18 protein-coding genes are annotated in these 17,132 nt (G+C 65.1%); 13 read left to right on the plus strand and 5 right to left on the minus strand.

Annotated elements, in window-relative coordinates; translation table 11 throughout:
- Positions 1-52: 52 nt before the first annotated feature.
- Complete coding sequence (gene lexA, locus E3T35_RS16350) at positions 53-757, minus strand: transcriptional repressor LexA (protein WP_092341044.1); 705 nt, start codon at positions 755-757, stop codon at positions 53-55.
- Positions 758-1,048: 291 nt separating this feature from the next.
- Here lexA and E3T35_RS16355 point away from each other — a divergent pair, with 291 nt between their 5' ends.
- From E3T35_RS16355 to E3T35_RS16390, 8 genes are all read left to right on the plus strand, one after another.
- Entirely contained in the window at positions 1,049-1,477 is a 429-nt protein-coding gene (locus tag E3T35_RS16355; RefSeq protein ID WP_134380104.1) for a LysM peptidoglycan-binding domain-containing protein, read from the plus strand.
- A gap of 31 nt (positions 1,478-1,508) precedes the next feature.
- Positions 1,509-2,603: a histidinol-phosphate transaminase gene (locus E3T35_RS16360; RefSeq protein WP_134343657.1), complete on the plus strand. Its 1,095-nt coding sequence runs from the start codon at positions 1,509-1,511 to the stop codon at positions 2,601-2,603.
- 4 nt (positions 2,604-2,607) lie between these two features.
- Entirely contained in the window at positions 2,608-3,231 is a 624-nt protein-coding gene (hisB, locus tag E3T35_RS16365) for an imidazoleglycerol-phosphate dehydratase HisB (RefSeq protein ID WP_134343658.1), read from the plus strand.
- A complete protein-coding gene (gene hisH / locus E3T35_RS16370; RefSeq protein ID WP_134343659.1) occupies positions 3,228-3,857 on the plus strand; it encodes an imidazole glycerol phosphate synthase subunit HisH in 630 nt (209 codons plus the stop codon). Before hisB ends, hisH begins: the two co-directional genes overlap by 4 nt.
- An 83-nt stretch (positions 3,858-3,940) precedes the next feature.
- A complete protein-coding gene (gene priA / locus E3T35_RS16375) occupies positions 3,941-4,687 on the plus strand; it encodes a bifunctional 1-(5-phosphoribosyl)-5-((5-phosphoribosylamino)methylideneamino)imidazole-4-carboxamide isomerase/phosphoribosylanthranilate isomerase PriA (RefSeq protein ID WP_092341049.1) in 747 nt (248 codons plus the stop codon).
- Complete coding sequence (locus tag E3T35_RS16380; protein ID WP_134343660.1) at positions 4,687-5,547, plus strand: SseB family protein; 861 nt, start codon at positions 4,687-4,689, stop codon at positions 5,545-5,547. Before priA ends, E3T35_RS16380 begins: the two co-directional genes overlap by 1 nt.
- A 45-nt stretch (positions 5,548-5,592) precedes the next feature.
- Complete coding sequence (locus E3T35_RS16385) at positions 5,593-10,218, plus strand: ATP-dependent helicase (RefSeq protein WP_134380106.1); 4,626 nt, start codon at positions 5,593-5,595, stop codon at positions 10,216-10,218.
- The gene (locus E3T35_RS16390; RefSeq protein WP_104088855.1) at positions 10,211-10,999 is read left to right on the plus strand and encodes a DNA-formamidopyrimidine glycosylase family protein; all 789 of its coding nucleotides are present in this window, start codon (positions 10,211-10,213) and stop codon (positions 10,997-10,999) included. The genes E3T35_RS16385 and E3T35_RS16390 overlap by 8 nt, the downstream gene beginning before the upstream one ends.
- A gap of 82 nt (positions 11,000-11,081) precedes the next feature.
- On the opposite strand, the gene E3T35_RS16395 is transcribed toward E3T35_RS16390, so the two are convergent.
- Positions 11,082-11,447: a DUF1844 domain-containing protein gene (locus E3T35_RS16395; protein WP_092341053.1), complete on the minus strand. Its 366-nt coding sequence runs from the start codon at positions 11,445-11,447 to the stop codon at positions 11,082-11,084.
- Positions 11,448-11,735: 288 nt separating this feature from the next.
- Between E3T35_RS16395 and infC the strand changes: the two genes are divergently transcribed.
- The 4 genes from infC (at position 11,736) to E3T35_RS16415 (ending at position 13,928) form a co-directional block, all read left to right on the plus strand.
- Positions 11,736-12,362, plus strand: a complete 627-nt coding sequence (infC, locus tag E3T35_RS16400) for a translation initiation factor IF-3 (RefSeq protein WP_104130035.1) — start codon at positions 11,736-11,738, stop codon at positions 12,360-12,362.
- Positions 12,355-12,549: a 50S ribosomal protein L35 gene (rpmI, locus tag E3T35_RS16405; protein WP_092341054.1), complete on the plus strand. Its 195-nt coding sequence runs from the start codon at positions 12,355-12,357 to the stop codon at positions 12,547-12,549. Before infC ends, rpmI begins: the two co-directional genes overlap by 8 nt.
- Positions 12,550-12,601: 52 nt before the next feature.
- A complete protein-coding gene (rplT, locus tag E3T35_RS16410; RefSeq protein ID WP_104196972.1) occupies positions 12,602-12,994 on the plus strand; it encodes a 50S ribosomal protein L20 in 393 nt (130 codons plus the stop codon).
- Positions 12,995-13,127: 133 nt separating this feature from the next.
- Entirely contained in the window at positions 13,128-13,928 is an 801-nt protein-coding gene (locus E3T35_RS16415; protein ID WP_092341056.1) for an RNA methyltransferase, read from the plus strand.
- A gap of 3 nt (positions 13,929-13,931) precedes the next feature.
- Here E3T35_RS16415 and E3T35_RS16420 read toward each other — a convergent pair whose 3' ends face one another.
- Genes E3T35_RS16420 through E3T35_RS20310 form a run of 3 tightly spaced genes read right to left on the minus strand, consistent with a single transcriptional unit; the run spans position 13,932 to position 16,221 of the window.
- Positions 13,932-14,861: an MsnO8 family LLM class oxidoreductase gene (locus tag E3T35_RS16420; protein ID WP_134343662.1), complete on the minus strand. Its 930-nt coding sequence runs from the start codon at positions 14,859-14,861 to the stop codon at positions 13,932-13,934.
- Positions 14,855-15,385 (minus strand): hypothetical protein, encoded by a 531-nt coding sequence (locus E3T35_RS16425; protein WP_134380108.1) that lies wholly within the window; start codon positions 15,383-15,385, stop codon positions 14,855-14,857. Before E3T35_RS16425 ends, E3T35_RS16420 begins: the two co-directional genes overlap by 7 nt.
- Positions 15,382-16,221: an alpha/beta hydrolase fold domain-containing protein gene (locus E3T35_RS20310; RefSeq protein ID WP_134343664.1), complete on the minus strand. Its 840-nt coding sequence runs from the start codon at positions 16,219-16,221 to the stop codon at positions 15,382-15,384. The genes E3T35_RS16425 and E3T35_RS20310 overlap by 4 nt, the downstream gene beginning before the upstream one ends.
- 222 nt (positions 16,222-16,443) lie before the next feature.
- Here E3T35_RS20310 and E3T35_RS16435 point away from each other — a divergent pair, with 222 nt between their 5' ends.
- Positions 16,444-17,127 (plus strand): hypothetical protein, encoded by a 684-nt coding sequence (locus E3T35_RS16435; RefSeq protein WP_134343665.1) that lies wholly within the window; start codon positions 16,444-16,446, stop codon positions 17,125-17,127.
- Positions 17,128-17,132: the final 5 nt, after the last annotated feature.

Consider the following 17,132-nt stretch of genomic DNA (forward strand, 5'->3'; position numbering starts at 1 on the left):
GGGCAGACCGAAAACAGGCCCGATCACCGGTTGGTGGTCGGGCCTTCGTCGATTAAACCGAACGCAGCACCGCGACGACCTTTCCGAGGATGTCCGCAAAGTCGCCGACAATCGGTTCGAAGTTGCTGTTGCGCGGCAGCAGCCAGGTGTGGCCATCGCGCTTTCGCAGAACCTTCACGGTGGCCTCGTTGTCGAGCATGGCCGCGACGATCTCGCCATTCTCCGCGGTCTTCTGCTGGCGAACCACGACCCAGTCACCGTCGCAGATGGCGGCGTCGATCATGGACTCACCCACGACCTTGAGCATGAACAGCTCGCCCTGCCCAACGAGTTGGCGGGGGAGCGGGAAAATCTCGTCGATCTGTTGGTCGGCCGTGATCGGGATTCCCGCGGCGATACGACCGACGAGGGGCACCATCGCGGCGTCGCCGACCTGAACGCCGGGGTGGAAGCTGTCCTGGTCGCCGGTACCGACATCTTCGGGAGCGCGCTGAATCTCGATGAGAACTTCGAGTGCCCGCGGACGATTCGGGTCGCGGCGCAGGTAGCCACTGAGTTCGAGTTGGTTGAGCTGATGGGTCACGCTCGACAGTGAGGCGAGCCCGACCGCGTCACCGATCTCACGCATGCTCGGCGGGTACCCGCGCGAACTCACCGAACGCTGAATCACGTCGAGAATAGCGAGCTGCCGCTGGCTCAAACTCTTGCGGCGCCGGGTGCCGCCCTTGTCACGGGTACCGCTGGTGTCCTGTGTCACGATGTGCCCTCCTGGAGTTGGCCCCGCGTGGTCTGAAACCGTGTCACACGGGGATGTCGGTGGTGTCTGGTTGAGTGTAAATCAAGCAATTGTCCTATCGAAAGTTTATCCAGTTCCGAACCCTGAAACAAACACTTATTCGAGTGTGTTGCGCGAAATTCGGGGTGAGGATCAGAAAAAGCTTGCATGTTCGATTGTTCGAAGTTATATTCGGAACATAGTTTCGTATCCGGCCTTCCCGGCCGAGGGCCGGATACGAGACTCGCAGCCCGCCTACCTTGGAGGTTTGACATGACCACAGCACTTGCACCCACAGCCCGTGAATACGGCGCTTCTCGTACCCCCGGCACCCGTCTGCACCTCACCCGGCGTGGGCGAGTGGTGTTCACGACCCTCGCAGCCGTGCCCCTCGTCATCGGTGCCGTCGCATTCGCCCTCAACGGGGGAGCGGCCGGCGCATCCAATTTCGCCACGGGCATCGACCTCACGTCGTACACGACCGACTCCGGAATCGTGGCGACGCTGGCCTACTCGCCGACCGACGTCGGGTCTGCCCGGTTCATCACAGTCGAACCCGGCCAAACCCTGTGGGACCTCGCCGAAGAGGTCTCGCCGTCCGCCGACCCGCGCGACGTCGTCGCCGACATCAAACGACTGAACGCGCTCACCGTCGAAACGCTCCAGCCCGGTCAGCGACTCGAACTGCCCGCCAACTCGTAAGTAGCAATGCGCGCCAGCACAGGGTCGTAGCATGGAGAGTGTGACCACTCTCGACGATCTTCCGCTCCGCACCAACCTGCAAGGCCTCACCCCGTACGGTGCTCCGCAATTACACGTTCCGGTGGCCCTGAACGTCAACGAGAACACGCACCCAATTCCCGAAGCAGTGGCCCGCGACATTCTCGCCGGCCTGGCCGAGGCCATCCGCTCGGTGAATCGCTACCCCGACCGCGAGTTCACCGCCCTGCGTGAGGCACTCGCGCAGTATCTTGGCGAGGCACTCACCTCCGACAACATCTGGGCGGCCAACGGCTCCAACGAAGTGCTCCAGCAGGTACTGCAGGCTTTCGGTGGACCTGGGCGCACCCTGCTCGGGTTTGCCCCCACCTATTCGATGTACTCGATCCTCGCGGCCGGAACCGACACCACCTGGATTGCCGGCACGCGCGATGCCGACTACGAGCTGTCGCCGGCCACCGCAGTGAGCCAGATCATTCGCACCAATCCGGACATCATCTTTCTCTGCTCACCGAACAACCCCACCGGCACCCCGCTCTCGCTCGAGACCATCGCCGCCGCCTACGACGCGACCGATGGCATCGTCGTCGTCGACGAGGCCTACGCCGAGTTCGCGCCCGCCGGAACTCCGAGTGCGCTCACCTTGCTGCCAGGCCGGGAGCGACTGTTGGTCTCACGCACAATGAGCAAGGCCTTTGCCTTTGCCGGTGCGCGGGTCGGCTATCTGGCTGCCGATCCGGCGGTAACGGATGCCCTGCGCCTGGTTCGCCTGCCGTACCACCTCTCCACCTTCACCCAGGCGGCCGCAAACGCTGCCCTGGCGCACAGCGCGGAGATGCTCGCCATGGTCGACGATATTCGTGGACAGCGCGATCGGCTCGTGGTCGAGCTGGCCCGTCTGGGCTATGCCCCGCACCGAAGCTGGAGCAACTTCGTATTATTCGGGGGAGTGGCCGACCCGCAGCAGACGTTTGAGGCGCTGCTGGCGGAGGGAATTCTCATTCGTGATGTCGGTATCCCGAACCACTTGCGGGTGACGGCGGGTACCGAGAAGGAGACTTCGCTGTTCCTTGACGCTCTGGCCCGCCTCGGACGACCGATAAACTAGCGCTATGAGCTCACCTGTTGGCATTTCCGCGCCCCGCGTCGCACACCTGCAACGGGAGACGAGTGAATCCAGCATCGATCTCTCACTGAACCTCGATGGCACCGGCGTCAGCGATATCCACACCTCGGTGCCGTTTTACGACCACCTGCTGACAGCCTTCGCCAAGCACTCCCTGACCGACCTCACGGTGCGCGCCAGCGGTGACATCGAAATAGACGTGCACCACACCGTCGAAGACGTGGGAATCGTGCTCGGCCAGGCCATTCGCCAGGCGCTCGGCGACAAGTCGGGCATCTCCCGCTACGGTGATGCCCTCGTGCCACTCGACGAGGCGCTCGCCCAGGCCGTCGTCGATATCTCGGGTCGCCCGTACCTCGTGCACACCGGCGAGCCGGCCGGCTTCGAATTCCACCTCATCGGCGGACACTTCACCGGCTCCATGGTGCGTCACGTCTTCGAAGCGATCACTTTTCACGCCGGGCTGACCGTGCACGTCACCGTGCTGGGCGGCCGCGACCCGCACCACATCGCCGAAGCCGAGTTCAAGGCCTTCGCCCGTGCGTTCCGTCTCGCCAAGGCCCTCGACCCGCTCGTGCAGGGCATCCCCTCCACCAAGGGAGCCCTGTGACTCGGGTCGTCGTCTTCGATTACGGCACCGGCAACGTGCACTCCGCGGTCAAGGCGCTCGAACTGGCCGGCGCTGACGTCACCCTGACGAGCGACCGCACGGTCGCGCTCGAAGCCGACGGCCTCGTAGTGCCCGGTGTTGGCGCGTTCAGCGCCGTCATGCAGGCCCTCAAAGCGGTTCGCGGCGACGAGATCGTCGACCGTCGCCTGGCCGGCGATCGCCCGGTACTCGGAATCTGCGTGGGAATGCAGGTCATGTTCGAGCACGGGGTCGAACGAGGCGTCGACACCGAGGGCCTCGGCGAATGGCCCGGAACGGTCACCGAACTTCCCGCCGCGATCCTGCCGCACATGGGCTGGAACACCGTCACGAGCGCGCCGGGCTCCGAGCTGTTTCGCGGGATCGAAGACGAGCGATTCTACTTCGTGCACTCCTACGCCGCGCAGTCCTGGACGCTTGAGGTCATGCCCCCGTTCCCCGAACCACGGCTCACCTGGGCCGAACACGGAGCGCCGTTCCTGGCCGCGATCGAGAACGGTCCGCTCACCGCAACCCAGTTCCACCCGGAGAAATCGGGCGAGGCGGGCATCCGCTTGTTGAAAAACTGGATCGGTACCCTGCGCTAATAGAACTGCGCGCCTAGACTGCACAATCCGCCCCACCACTATGAAATTGGCCGCAGCCTGCGACCGCACAACCGAGGAAACCAATGAGCGAGTTCAACAAGACACCGAGGCTCGTCCTCCTGCCCGCCGTCGATGTGGCCGGAGGCAAGGCCGTGCGCCTGACGCAGGGCGAGGCTGGTACGGAAACGAACTACGGTGACCCCGTCGATGCTGCGGCCGACTGGGCCAGACAGGGCGCCGAATGGATTCACCTCGTGGACCTCGATGCGGCATTCGGCCGCGGCACCAACACCGGCGTGATCAAGAAGGTCATTCGCCAGGTCAAGGGTGTCAACATCGAGCTGTCCGGTGGTATCCGCGATGATGCATCGCTGGAAGCAGCACTGACAACGGGCGTCAAACGCATCAACCTCGGAACCGCGGCCCTGGAAAACCCGGAGTGGGCGGCCAGCGTGATCGCGCAATACGGCGAGGCCGTGGCCGTGGGACTCGACGTGCGCGGCACGACCCTCGCCGCCCGCGGCTGGACCAAGGACGGGGGCGACCTCTGGCAGGTGCTCGAACGGCTGGAGGAGGCCGGCTGTGCTCGATATGTCGTGACCGACGTCACGAAGGACGGCACCCTGCAAGGCCCGAATATCGACCTGCTCCGCCAGGTACTCGATCGCACCCGCAAGCCGGTCATCGCCTCCGGCGGTATCTCCAGCCTCGATGACATCGAAGCGCTGCGCAAGCTGGTGCCGCTCGGCCTGGAAGGTGCCATCGTTGGCAAAGCGCTCTATGCCGGCGCGTTCACTCTGGCCGAGGCCCTGGACGTCGCGGGGGACTAATGGCAAAGGCGCGCAACCTCGGCTCAACGGGCGATCCCTCCGGTCGACCGGGTTCACAGAGCCAGCCCGGTTCCCAAAGCTCGCCGGGCCAGCCCGGTGAGCCGAACGAGCTGGCCGATTCGGCCGGTCAGCCCTGGGCCGGCCGAGAATTCGAGGCCAATCTGGACGCCGGCGATGACGGGTCAGCCCCCGCCGCGCTTGCCGAGGCGCTCACCCGCTTTCAGGCCCGGGAAGCGGGCGAAGAAAGCGTCATCGACGCCATCCGCGGTTCCCGCCTGCTGATTCCGCTGGTGACGAAGCTCGGCGAGGCCGCCCTGAACGCACGCGGGCAGACGATCGATAAAACCCAGGAGCTGTCGATCATCACCGTGGCCGGTCCCGACGGCCGCACCGTGTTGCCCGCCTTCTCCTCCACGGCCGCCATGACGGCCTGGAATCCCCTCGCCCGACCCGTTCCAGCGGATGCCGTGCGCGTCGCCCTGGCCGCCGCGCAGGAAAACACCGACCTCGTGGTGCTCGACCCCACCTCGCCCGGCGAATTCGTCATCCGGCGACCGGCGCTCTGGGCGATCGCCCAATCCCTGCCCTGGACACCGAGTTATGCCAGCCATCATGTGGCCGACGCGTTCGCCGCATCCATCGCAACGGAGCTGTCGGTGCTGACCGTTCAGCTCTCAGCCGGCGACCCGTTGGGGCGGCTGGAGGGGCCCGAACTGGTGGTTCAACTGGAACTGGTCGACGGCCTCACCCAGCCCGACCTGGACGCCATTCTGAGCCGGCTCGGCACTCGCTGGTCGGAGAGCGAGGTCATTACGACCGGTGTCGATTCGCTGCGGGTGAAGCTCATCGCCTCGGCCTAGATTTTGCGCAGCACGAATGTCGGTGGGGTAGGCGACAATAACCCTATGACCGACGTTCTCGATCGTTTCTCCTTGGCCTCCCGAGGCTGGTTCACCGAAGCGTTCGACGCGCCGACCGCGGCTCAACTCGGGGCGTGGAACGCTATTTCGCAGGGCTCGCACGCCCTCGTCGTGGCTCCGACCGGATCAGGGAAGACCCTGGCCGCGTTTCTGTGGGCCATCGACCGGCTCTATACCGAGTCAGCGCCAGGAACAGAGCAAACCAAGCATGCACCCGCTACTCGTGTGCTTTATATTTCGCCGCTCAAAGCACTCGGCGTCGACGTGGAACGCAACCTCAGCGCCCCCCTGGTGGGCGTCAGCCGCGCCGCTGAGCGGCTCGGGCTCGAGCCGCCGCACGTCTCGGTCGGGGTGCGCTCCGGAGACACACCTGCCGCCGACCGCCGCAAACTGATCACCACGCCGCCCGACATTCTCATCACTACCCCGGAGTCGTTGTTTTTGATGCTCACGTCAGCGGCCCGCGAATCGCTGCGCGGTGTGCAGACGGTCATCATCGACGAGGTGCACGCGGTCGCGGCGAGCAAACGCGGCGCCCACCTGGCCGTGTCCCTCGAACGACTCGACGCACTGCTCAATCAGCCGGCCCAGCGAATCGGACTGTCGGCCACGGTACGCCCGCAGAGCGAAGTCGCACGGTTTCTGGGCGGCGCCGCCCCGGTGCAGATCGTGTCGCCGCCCGCGCTGAAAAGGTTCGATCTGCGTGTGGTCGTTCCGGTCGATGACATGAGCGACCTCGGGTCGGTGCCTCAACGCGAGGGGGTCACGTCGGCCGCGGCGCCGCAGACCGGATCGATCTGGCCCCACGTCGAAGAGGCCATCGTCGACGAAGTGCTGGCACACTCCTCGAGCATCGTGTTCGCCAATTCGCGACGGCTCACCGAACGCCTGACGGCCCGGTTCAACGAAATCTATGCCGAGAGGCTGGCGGCCTCCGCGCTGGTTCCCGTGGTGCACGGAGGTGTTGTGGGGAGTCCTCCGGCCGTTCGCCCGCCAGCCGAACTGATGGGCGCGAGCGGCCAAACCGATGGCGCCGAGCCGCTGCTCGCCCGCGCACATCACGGTTCGGTCAGCAAAGAACAACGCGCGCTCATTGAAGACGACCTGAAATCGGGCCGGCTGCGCTGTGTCGTTGCCACGTCGAGCCTGGAACTCGGCATCGATATGGGCGCCGTCGACCTGGTCGTGCAGGTCGAGTCACCGCCGTCGGTGTCGAGCGGACTGCAGCGGCTCGGCCGCGCCGGGCACCAGGTCGGTGAGATCAGCCGCGGGGTGATCTACCCCAAGCACCGTGCAGACCTGATCCACGCGGCGGTCGCGGCCGAGCGAATGGTGGCCGGCGCGATCGAATCGCTGCGGGTTCCCACCAACCCGCTCGACATTCTGGCCCAGCAGACCGTCGCGGCCTGCGCGCTTGAACCGATCGACGTGGAGACCTGGTTCGACATGGTTCGGCGCAGCGCACCGTTCGCAACGCTGCCCCGCTCCGCCTACGAGGCCACCCTCGACCTGCTCGCCGGCCGCTACCCCTCTGACCAGTTCGCCGAGTTGCGCCCGCGCATCGTCTGGGATCGCGACGCCGGCACCCTGACCGGCCGTCCCGGCGCGCAGCGGTTGGCCGTCACCAGCGGCGGCACCATCCCCGACCGCGGTCTGTTCGGCGTCTTCATGGTCGGCGGCGAGCAGATCACCGGCAAACGGGTCGGCGAACTCGACGAAGAGATGGTCTATGAATCGAGGGTGGGCGATGTCTTCGCGCTCGGCACTACGAGCTGGCGCATCCAGGAGATCACCCACGACCGGGTACTCGTCGTGCCCGCGTTTGGGCAGCCGGGGCGGTTGCCGTTCTGGAAGGGTGACGGCCTCGGCCGCCCGGCTGAACTCGGTCAGGCCATCGGTGCTTTCGTGCGCGAAGTCGGGAGCCTGCCGGCCGATGCGGCGCGGGAGCGCTGTGCCGTGGGCGGCCTCGATCAGCGCGCCATCAGTAACCTGCTTGCCTTCCTGGGCGAGCAACGCGGTGCAACGGGCCAGCTGCCTACCGACCGCACGCTCGTGGTCGAACGGTTCCGCGATGAACTCGGGGACTGGCGCGTGGTGCTGCACTCGCCATACGGCACGCCGGTGCACGCACCGTGGGCACTCGCCGTCGGGGCCCGCGTGCGCGAGCGCTACGGAATCGATGGCTCCTGCGTCGCTAGCGACGACGGCATCGTCGTGCGCATCCCCGACACTGAAACCGAACCGCCCGGCAGTGACCTGTTCGTGTTCGATCCCGACGAGCTCGAACAGCTGGTCACCGACGAGGTCGGCGGCTCCGCGCTGTTCGCCTCCCGGTTTCGCGAGTGCGCCGCTCGGGCCCTGCTCCTGCCCCGGTACAAGCCCGGTGTCCGCTCGCCCCTCTGGCAGCAGCGGCAAAAAGCCGCGCAACTGCTCGACGTGGCCCGCACCTTTCCCACCTTTCCGATCATTCTCGAGACCCTGCGCGAATGCCTGCAGGACGTCTACGACCTGCCGGCCCTCGGGGTGCTGGCCCGGCAGATCGCCTCCCGCGAACTGCGCCTGGTCGAAACCACAACTGAGACCGCCAGCCCGTTCGCCAGCACCCTGCTGTTCGGCTACGTGGCCGCGTTCATGTATGAGGGCGACACTCCGCTGGCCGAGCGGCGCGCCACGGCCCTCGCAATCGACTCGAGCCTGCTCGCCGAACTGCTCGGGCGGGTGGAACTGCGTGAACTTCTCGACCCCACCGTCATCGACCAGACCGACCGGGAGCTGCAACGGCTCGCCCCCGACTATTTAGCGAATGGCGTGGAAGGCGTCGCCGACCTGCTGCGCACGCTCGGCCCGCTGAGCACCATCGAAGTGGCCGAGCGGATGCTCACGCCCGAGTCGCAGCCCGCCGCCGACCCGCTTGTCGCCGACGACGCCCTGCACGCCCTCGTCGACTCCCGCCGCGCGATCCGGGTGAGCATCGGCGGCCAGGACCGCTGGGCGGCCGTCGAAGACGCCAGCCGGTTGCGCGACGCACTCGGGGTTCCGCTCCCAATCGGTGTACCGGCAGCGTTCACCGAATCCGTCAAGGACCCGCTCGGCGACCTGATGAGCCGCTTTGCTCGCTCGCATGGACCGTTCACCACGCGGGCTGTCGCCGAGCGGTTCGGGCTGGGCGAGGCCGTCGTACAGATTGCCCTCGGCCGCCTCGCTGATGCCCGACGCATCGTGGCCGGCGAATTCCGACCGAACGGCACCGGCCCGGAATGGTGCGACTCCGAGGTGCTGCGCCGCCTCCGCCGCCGTTCCCTCGCCGCGCTTCGGCACGAGGTGGAACCCGTCGATCAGAAGGCTATCGGCCGGTTTTTGCCGGCCTGGCAACACGTGGGCGGTAAGCTGCGCGGAATCGACGGCGTCGCATCCGTTGTGGAACAGCTCGAGGGAGTGCGCATACCGGCGTCCGCCTGGGAGACGCTCATTCTACCAGCCCGAGTGAGCGACTACCAGCCGGGCATGCTCGACGAACTCACCAACGCGGGCGAAGTACTCTGGGCGGGCGCGGGAACCCTCGCCGGCAATGACGGCTGGGTCAGCCTGCACCTCGCCGAAACCGCCCAGCTCACGCTGCCACTGCCCATCGATGTGGACACGACGCCCCTGCAGCAGGAGATCCTCGCGACCCTCGGCAGCGGCGGGGCCTACTTCTTTCGCCAGCTCGCCGATGCCGTGGGCAGCCAAGACGACAAGGAATTGGTGCAGGCGCTGTGGGACCTGGTCTGGGCCGGGCTGATCAACAACGACACCTTCGCCCCGGTTCGCTCGCTCCTGGCCGGCGGGCATACCGCGCACCGGCAGAGCCGCGCCGTGCCCCGGGCGCGCCTGCATCGCGGGCGGTCGATGCCGCGGCCCAGTCTGCCGAGTCGCAGCGGACCACCAACGGTGTCGGGGCGGTGGTCGATCCTGCCGGTGGCCGATGACTCGCCGACCCGTCGTGCGCACGCGCTGGGGGAGACCCTGCTGGAACGCTACGGCGTCGTGACCCGCGGCGCGGTGATGGCCGAGGGAATCGCCGGGGGGTTCTCGCTCGTCTACCGCACGCTCACCGGATTCGAAGAAATGGCCCGCTGCCGTCGCGGCTACTTCATCGAAGGGCTCGGCGCAGCCCAGTTCGCCACCGGCGGCACCATCGACCGGCTGCGCACCTTCGCTGCGGGGGCATCCGACCCGTCCGCTGCCCGACGCACCTCGCCAGCCGTCGCGGTGACCCTGGCCGCAGCGGACCCGGCGAACGCCTACGGCGCCGCGCTGCCGTGGCCGCCGCTGCCCGGGGACACCACCCACCGCCCGGGTCGCAAGGCGGGAGCACTGGTCGTGATCGTCGACGGCGGCCTCGTGCTCTATGTCGAGCGCGGTGGCAAGACTGTGGTTGTCTACGAGACGGATGCTGCCGTGCTCGCCGCAGCGACCGCCAGTCTGGCCGCCCTCGTCACTGCCGGGCGCATCCAGAAAATCGCCGTGGAAACGGCCAACGGCGTGTTCGTGATCGGCACCGAACTCGGCGCGGCCCTGCGCGCCGCCGGATTCACCGAAACGCCGAAGGGGCTGAGGCTGCGTGCCTGAGGGCGATACCGTCTACCGCACGGCTCGTTCCCTCGACCAGGCCCTGCGCGGAAACATCCTGACCGGCTGCGACATTCGGGTGCCGGCCTTCGCCACCGTCGACCTGACCGGGCAGACCGTGCACGAGGTCGTGAGTTACGGCAAACACCTGCTGCATCGGGTCGGCGAGACGAGTATCCACTCGCATCTCAAAATGGAGGGTGCCTGGCACCTCTACCGGCCGGGCACGCGCTGGCACCGGCCGGCGTTCCAGGCGCGTATCGTGCTGCAGACCCTCGAGTGGGTCGCCGTCGGTTTCGAGCTGGGTATTCTGGAACTCGTGCCGACCCGCGCCGAGTCGGAGGTGGTCGGCTATCTCGGGCCCGACCTGCTGGGCCCCGATTGGAGCGCGGTCGACGGTGCCGAGGCCACCAATCGACTCGCTGCCAGGCCCGACCAACCGGTTATTCTGGCGCTCGCCGACCAGCGCAATCTCGCCGGACTCGGCAATGTCTACGTCAACGAGCTCTGTTTTCTGCGTGGACTGCTGCCGACCCGGCCCATGGCTGAGGTCAGCGATATCGCCGGGCTCGTCGCGCTGGCCCGCCGCCTGCTTCTGGCCAACAAGGACCGCGACGAACGCACGACCACCGGCAACCTGCGCCGCGGAGCGCAAGTGTGGGTGTACGGGAGAGGCGGCCAGCCGTGCCGGCGCTGCGGTACCCGCATCAGTCGCGGCACCCTGGGCCGGAGTGATGTCGAGCAGCGCAACACATTCTGGTGCCCCCGCTGCCAGATCTAGCTCGGGTCCGCTCCGGTGCTCACGACACAAAGCGGATGCCGTCGGTCGGGGCGACCGCGGCATCCGCTCGACAAAAAATGGGCTAATTGACCGGCCCGGTGTACTTCTCGCCGGGGCCCTCGCCGATGGCGTCGGGAATGGCGGATGCCTCGCGGAACGCGAGTTGCAGGGAACGCAGTCCGTCACGCAGGCTGCGGGCATGCATATCGGCGATGTCGGGAGCCGCTGCCGTGACCAGCCCGGCGAGGGCCGTGATGAGTTTGCGGGCTTCGTCGAGGTCGATCTGGGCGTCGGGGTCTTCGGCCAGTCCGCACTTCACGGCGGCCGCGCTCATCAGGTGCACCGCGGCCGTGGTGATGATCTCCACAGCGGCCACATCGGCGATATCGCGTGTGGCTTGTGCTGCATCCTGCTCAAAACTCGTATCGTGCTCAAAACTTTGGCTCACTGCATTCCTCTGCTAGGCTAATGTTTGGTTCCGGGACAATAGTCTCGGTACGAAAGTGGAGAATCTCCCACCCGCGCATACCGCTTCGTCAAGGTTACCGGGTAGATTGCACTCCGCCGTCGCGTTATCACCTCTTCCGGGAAGGTGGCAGGGCGAGGGTAGACAGGGTGCCGTGTGGAACACGTCAACGAAAAAGTTGGTGTGGAAAACGCGTGATTTTCCTCTCTTCGTCCCGGTCAGCATCCGCTGGCTGGTTGTGATCACGAAGTTAACCAAGAGGAGAGACGCATCAGCGATCCCCGTACAAATGACCGTATACGCGTCCCCGAAGTTCGTCTCGTTGGTCCCAACGGCGAGCAGGTCGGGGTCGTGGCGATTGATGTTGCCCTGCGCCTGGCACAGGATGCCGACCTCGACCTCGTCGAAGTTGCACCCGAAGCCAAGCCGCCCGTGGCCAAGATCATGGACTACGGCAAGTTCAAGTACGAGGCTGCGCAGAAGGCCAAGGAGGCCAGGCGCAACCAGGCGAACACGATCCTCAAGGAGGTTCGTTTCCGTCTCAAGATTGATACGCACGACTACGAGACCAAGCGCAAACGCGCCGAGGGCTTCCTGAAGAGCGGTGACAAGGTCAAAGCCATGATTCTTTTTCGTGGCCGCGAACAGTCCCGACCCGATCAGGGCGTACGACTGCTCCAAAAATTTGCCGAGGATGTCGCCGAGTACGGTTCCGTGGAATCTACTCCGATGATCGACGGTCGAAACATGGTCATGGTGATTGGCCCGTTGAAGAACAAGTCAGAAGCCAAGGCTGAGATCAACGCCCACAAGGCTGCCGAGAAGGCAGACAAGGTAGCCGATAAGGCAGACAAGGTTGCCGACAAGGCAGCGAAACAGGAGGAACCAGATGCCTAAGATGAAGACCCACTCCGGAACCAAGAAGCGTTTCAAGGTCACCGGCAGCGGAAAGATCATGAAGCAGCAGGCCGGACTTCGACACAACCTCGAGGTCAAGAGCACGCAGCGCAAGTCCCGTTTGAACCAGGACCAGGTGCTGGCCAAGTCAGACCAGAAGGTCATCAAGAAGCTTCTCGGTCTGTAAATTCCAACACCGGAAACCAGGCCTCGTAAATACGAATAAGGATTTGTAGAAAATGGCAAGAGTAAAGAGGGCCGTAAACGCCCACAAGAGTCGCCGCGTTATTCTCGAACGCGCCAAGGGCTACCGCGGTCAGCGTTCACGCCTGGTCACCAAGGCGAAGGAGCAGCTCACTCACTCCTTCACCTACAGCTACCGTGACCGTCGCGCACGCAAGGGCGACTTCCGTCGCCTGTGGATTCAGCGGATCAACGCTGCGTCGCGCGCGAATGGCCTCACCTACAACCGTCTGATCCAAGGCCTCGGCCTGGCTGGCATCGAGGTTGACCGTCGTATCCTCGCCGACCTGGCCGTCAACGAGGCAGCGACGTTCGCCGCCCTCGTTGAGAGCGCCAAGGCTGCTCTTCCCGCCGACACCTCGGCACCGAAGGTCGCCGTCACGGCGTAATGCGTCAACCGAACCGTTCATCACTGGCTGCCTCCTGGGCGTGAATGTCGTGAACGGCTCAAAATAAGGAGCGGGTGACCTGGTCACCCGCTCCTTTTTTGTGCGCATTCGCTGTGCACCTAAACTGGGGTACATGCTTGATAATTCACGTTCACCGCGCGTCCGTGCCGTCGCAAAACTTGCTAAGCGCGACGCGCGCCTCGAGTCCGGTCTGTTTCTGCTCGAAGGCCCACAGGCCGTTTCCGAAGCCCTCACCTTTCGTCCAGAGCTGGTCGTGGAGTTGTTTGCCACACCGACCGCGCTCGATCGTTACTCCGACCTCGCCCAGAAAGCGGTCGACGCCCAGGTTGAGGTGGAGTTCGTCTCTGAAGAGGTGCTCGAGGCCATGGCCGACACGGTCACCCCCCAGGGCTTCGTGGCCGTCTGCCACCAGTTCCCCACCTCGGTGAAGAAGATCTTCAACGCCGAACCCAAACTCGTCGCCATCCTTGAAGAGGTACGCGACCCGGGAAACGCCGGAACCATCATTCGCGCAGCGGATGCCGCCGGCGCCGACGCCGTCATCCTCACCGGTCGCAGCGTCGACCTGTACAACCCCAAGGTCATCCGTTCCTCGACCGGCTCCATCTTTCACCTGCCCGTCGCCATCGCGGCCGACCTTTCCGACGTGCTCGACCGTGCCCGCGCCGCCGGCCTGCAGCTGTTCGCCGCCGACATTAAAGGCTCCGACTTGCTCACCGCCCGCAACGAGGGGCTGCTCGCAGCTCCGACCGTGTGGCTGTTCGGCAACGAAGCTCGAGGCCTGACCGACGAAGACCTCGCTCGGGTCGACCGCAGTGTCAGCGTGCCGATCTACGGCGAAGCCGAGTCGATGAACCTGGCGACCGCGGCATCCGTTTGCCTGTATGAAAGTGCATTCGCCCAGCGCGCCTGAGCATCACTTCCGCACCAGGGCAAAAGCCTCAGCGAGCAAGGCGTACGAAGCTTCTCGATCCGCATACCCGGCAATCGGGCTGTTGACCATGATCTCGTCGATACCGTGGAGGCGGGCCAGATCTTCAAGCTGACGTCTCACGTCCTGTGGTGTTCCCGAAATAATCGATGACTGGTTGGCAGCGCGGCGGGTCGTTTCATGCCCGCTCCAGCGGTGCGCCAAGGACACGTTCATGGCGGGGAACGGGCTGTCATCACCCAGGTCTTTGCGTGACCGCCACAGCAGGGCGATCTCCCGCAACCCGGACACGACGCTGGAGTGCTCCGCTGTGATGACTCGTACGGCAAGAAGAGGCTCGGGCTCCGGGCGATGGACGGTCGCAAGAAAACTGTCTCGATAGGCGTGCAGGGCAGCCTGTGCGGATTCCTGATTCAAGAAGTGGGCGTGCGCGTAGCCGCTTCCGATCGCTCCGGCGACCGGGGCAGTGCTGCGGCCGGCGCCCAGCATCCAGAGTCGAAGATCCGTGCGTTCCGGATCATGGGGCAGGAGACCCAGCCTCTCGTGCAACTCAACAACCTTCGCGGGGTATGAACCGTCGCGGTCGCCGGCCCGCCCGATCCCCAGATCGACTCGCCCTGGGTGCAAGGCAGCCAGAATATTGAACGTCTCGGCCACCTTCGCCGGAGTGTACCGAGCGAGCAGCACCCCGCCGGTACCGATCCGGATCCCGCTCGTGTTTTCGAGGAGCGCGAGCGCTAAAATCTCCGGTGCAGTGCCGGCGAAACTGGGGGAGTCGTGATGCTCGGCCACCCAGAAACGCTCATAACCGAGCTCGGCCGCCACCGTCCCCAGCCGCACCGTGTCGCGGATTGCCGCAGCAGCGGTCGTGCCTTCGGCGATCGGCGACTGGTCAAGAATCGACAGCCTCACCACGGCGAAATTGCTTCAGCAGGTCCGGTTGCCGGCACGATGCGGAAATCCGCGAGGAAGACCAGGTTGTGCAGTTCGGCGGCCGCTATCGCGCGTAACGTCGGCAGCTCGCCCGCAGCCTGCAGGGGGGTGAATACGTTGAGAGGCCAGTCGCGCACCGTCCCTCCGCGGAGATGTGGATGGTGAAAGTTGCGGCCGAAGTAGGCCGTCAGAGTGATCGGAGGGATCTCTGCGGCTACCTGACGGGGCCACGACAGCGTCCACGAGCAGCCGAGCCCGCCGTCCTGCGTTCGGGCCACACCGGTACTGTGGATCGTTCCAGTGTTCAGCAAGAGCGCCGCATTCAGTTCTGTCAGCGCTGAGCGGCACGGCGAATCCATGAGCGTCGCTGTGGTCGCGAACAGAGCCTCCTTGTCGGCACGACTGTGCGCCTCACCGTGCGTGCCGTCGCGGAGATCGGCGAAGTGCCGGAGAAGGGCTGAAGCATTGTCTGTTACCGAGAGGTCAATCGGGTATGGGCTGGTCATCGTGGGGTCCTCATTCTGTTGTGGTCGTGTGTGGTGTCGAACCAGGTGTCCAGCACTGTGTTGATCCAGACGTGCACAGGATTGGGCCGCGGTCCTCTCTGAAACAGAAAGTCGCCGTGCTCCAGCGCCGGATCGGTGTGCAACAGGGCAGGAACTCCGTCGCGCTGCAGGTTTGCGGCGTAGGATCGCACGTCGTCTGAGACAGGATCGAAGGTCCCCGTGATGAGGGCGGTGCGACAGAGTCCGGACAGGTTTGCCCCGTTCAACGGTGTCAGGTAGGACTCACCCATTCGGTCGGCGAGTGGCCCCCGGTAGCGAGCCCACGCTTGTTGAAGCTGGCGACGCTCCGGGAATCGTGCCGGCATGGCGAGGTAGGAAGGCGCTGTGCACTCTGGGTCCAAGGGTGGGTAGGCCAGTATTTGTCCCGCGAGGGGAATTCCGTGATCACGGCACCACAATGCAGCGCCAGCGGCAATCGTGCCTCCGGCGCTGTCCCCGCCAATCACCAGCTGGCTCGCGGGGTCTGTCAGATGCGCGGACGCCCACCGCACCACCCTGAGGAGGTCATTCAGGGCGGTGGGGTGCGTCCACCGCGGAGCCAGCCGATAGCCGACATTGACGATACGAAGGCCGCACAGGGAGGTCAGGGCCAGGCATGCCGCGTGCCAGTCCTCAAGGGAACCGCGCGTCCAGCTTCCGCCGTGCGCCCATACCAGTGTGGCCAGGCCGGCTCGGGGACCGTCATAGATTCTGAGCGGGATGCGATACCCGTCTTCGGCCTGCACTTCCGACTCGGACCACCGCACGGATGCTGCTGTCATCGCGCCGAATCTCATAGGTCGATCCTGACAAGAACGGCGGGTCACCGCCTCTCCCTGCGCTGCCTATCACTGACAGGGTGTGGATACTGGGGAATACCACCACCCATACTGGGGGCGTTGTAACAGAGCTGTTGATCGGCGCAGGTGACCGCGTTGTTTCAGTTCTCTTCCCGGGCCGCTGAAGCGGCATCTTGTGTCCTAAAAGCCTCGCAGAGGCCAAACTGAGGGACCTAAGAAATGGAAAGAGCGAGACTCCTTAACTTCACCAGCGATCTTATTTCAGCCCGCGTGCTCGACGATCCGGCAGAAGTGCCGATCGTCGGAGCAGGCATCGTCGTGAATGTGGCACCCACCCGCGCGTTCACCTCCGGTTCCCAACGGAGCATCCTCCCCGCCCTCTCATCTACGATTCTTCGGCAGGGCACGGTCGCCGGCGAGAAACTCATCGTCCTGACCATAGAATCACCAGCCGTGCAGGAAGCTCAACTCGTACACCGTGGGTGGACGAACTTCTATGATTCCCAGTTTGGTTCTCCGGTCCTTCTGAAATCGCCGCAGGACCGGTTGGGGACGGTGGAGCTGAATTGCGCCGACATACTCGGAATCACTGACAACGCCATCGGGACGTCCCGCTTCGAGGTGCGAGCCAACCTCTGGTTCAGCCCGGCCGGCACTGACTGCGGCATTCACAATCAACACGACTTCATCGAGGTGCACACCCAGGTGCTCGGGCGCGGCCGAATGCAGAAATTCATGTCCGAAAACGAAGACACACTCTACGAAGATCAGTTGCTCAGCCCGGGGAATACCAACCCGACTCCGTTCTGCATCGGAGTCGGCGGAACCTTCCACTACCCCTGGCACCAATACCACGCCGACACCGACTGCGTGTGGCTTGCCGTCGAATACCACCGGATCTGAATTCG

Source organism: Cryobacterium sp. TMT1-2-2 (assembly GCF_004403505.1).
Classification (GTDB): Bacteria; Actinomycetota; Actinomycetes; order Actinomycetales; family Microbacteriaceae; genus Cryobacterium; species Cryobacterium flavum.

Excerpts from the sequence above, each read along its gene's own strand:
- E3T35_RS16380 (WP_134343660.1), top strand. The coding sequence starts at position 4,687 with ATGGCAAAGGCGCGCAACCTCGGCTCAACGGGCGATCCCTCCGGTCGA.
- E3T35_RS16385 (WP_134380106.1), top strand. The coding sequence starts at position 5,593 with ATGACCGACGTTCTCGATCGTTTCTCCTTGGCCTCCCGAGGCTGGTTC.
- E3T35_RS16425 (WP_134380108.1), bottom strand. The coding sequence starts at position 15,385 with ATGACCAGCCCATACCCGATTGACCTCTCGGTAACAGACAATGCTTCA.
- E3T35_RS16435 (WP_134343665.1), top strand. The coding sequence starts at position 16,444 with ATGGAAAGAGCGAGACTCCTTAACTTCACCAGCGATCTTATTTCAGCC.
- rplT (WP_104196972.1), top strand. The coding sequence starts at position 12,602 with ATGGCAAGAGTAAAGAGGGCCGTAAACGCCCACAAGAGTCGCCGCGTT.
- E3T35_RS16415 (WP_092341056.1), top strand. The coding sequence starts at position 13,128 with ATGCTTGATAATTCACGTTCACCGCGCGTCCGTGCCGTCGCAAAACTT.
- E3T35_RS16355 (WP_134380104.1), top strand. The coding sequence starts at position 1,049 with ATGACCACAGCACTTGCACCCACAGCCCGTGAATACGGCGCTTCTCGT.
- E3T35_RS20310 (WP_134343664.1), bottom strand. The coding sequence starts at position 16,221 with ATGAGATTCGGCGCGATGACAGCAGCATCCGTGCGGTGGTCCGAGTCG.
- priA (WP_092341049.1), top strand. The coding sequence starts at position 3,941 with ATGAGCGAGTTCAACAAGACACCGAGGCTCGTCCTCCTGCCCGCCGTC.
- E3T35_RS16360 (WP_134343657.1), top strand. The coding sequence starts at position 1,509 with ATGGAGAGTGTGACCACTCTCGACGATCTTCCGCTCCGCACCAACCTG.
- hisB (WP_134343658.1), top strand. The coding sequence starts at position 2,608 with ATGAGCTCACCTGTTGGCATTTCCGCGCCCCGCGTCGCACACCTGCAA.
- rpmI (WP_092341054.1), top strand. The coding sequence starts at position 12,355 with ATGCCTAAGATGAAGACCCACTCCGGAACCAAGAAGCGTTTCAAGGTC.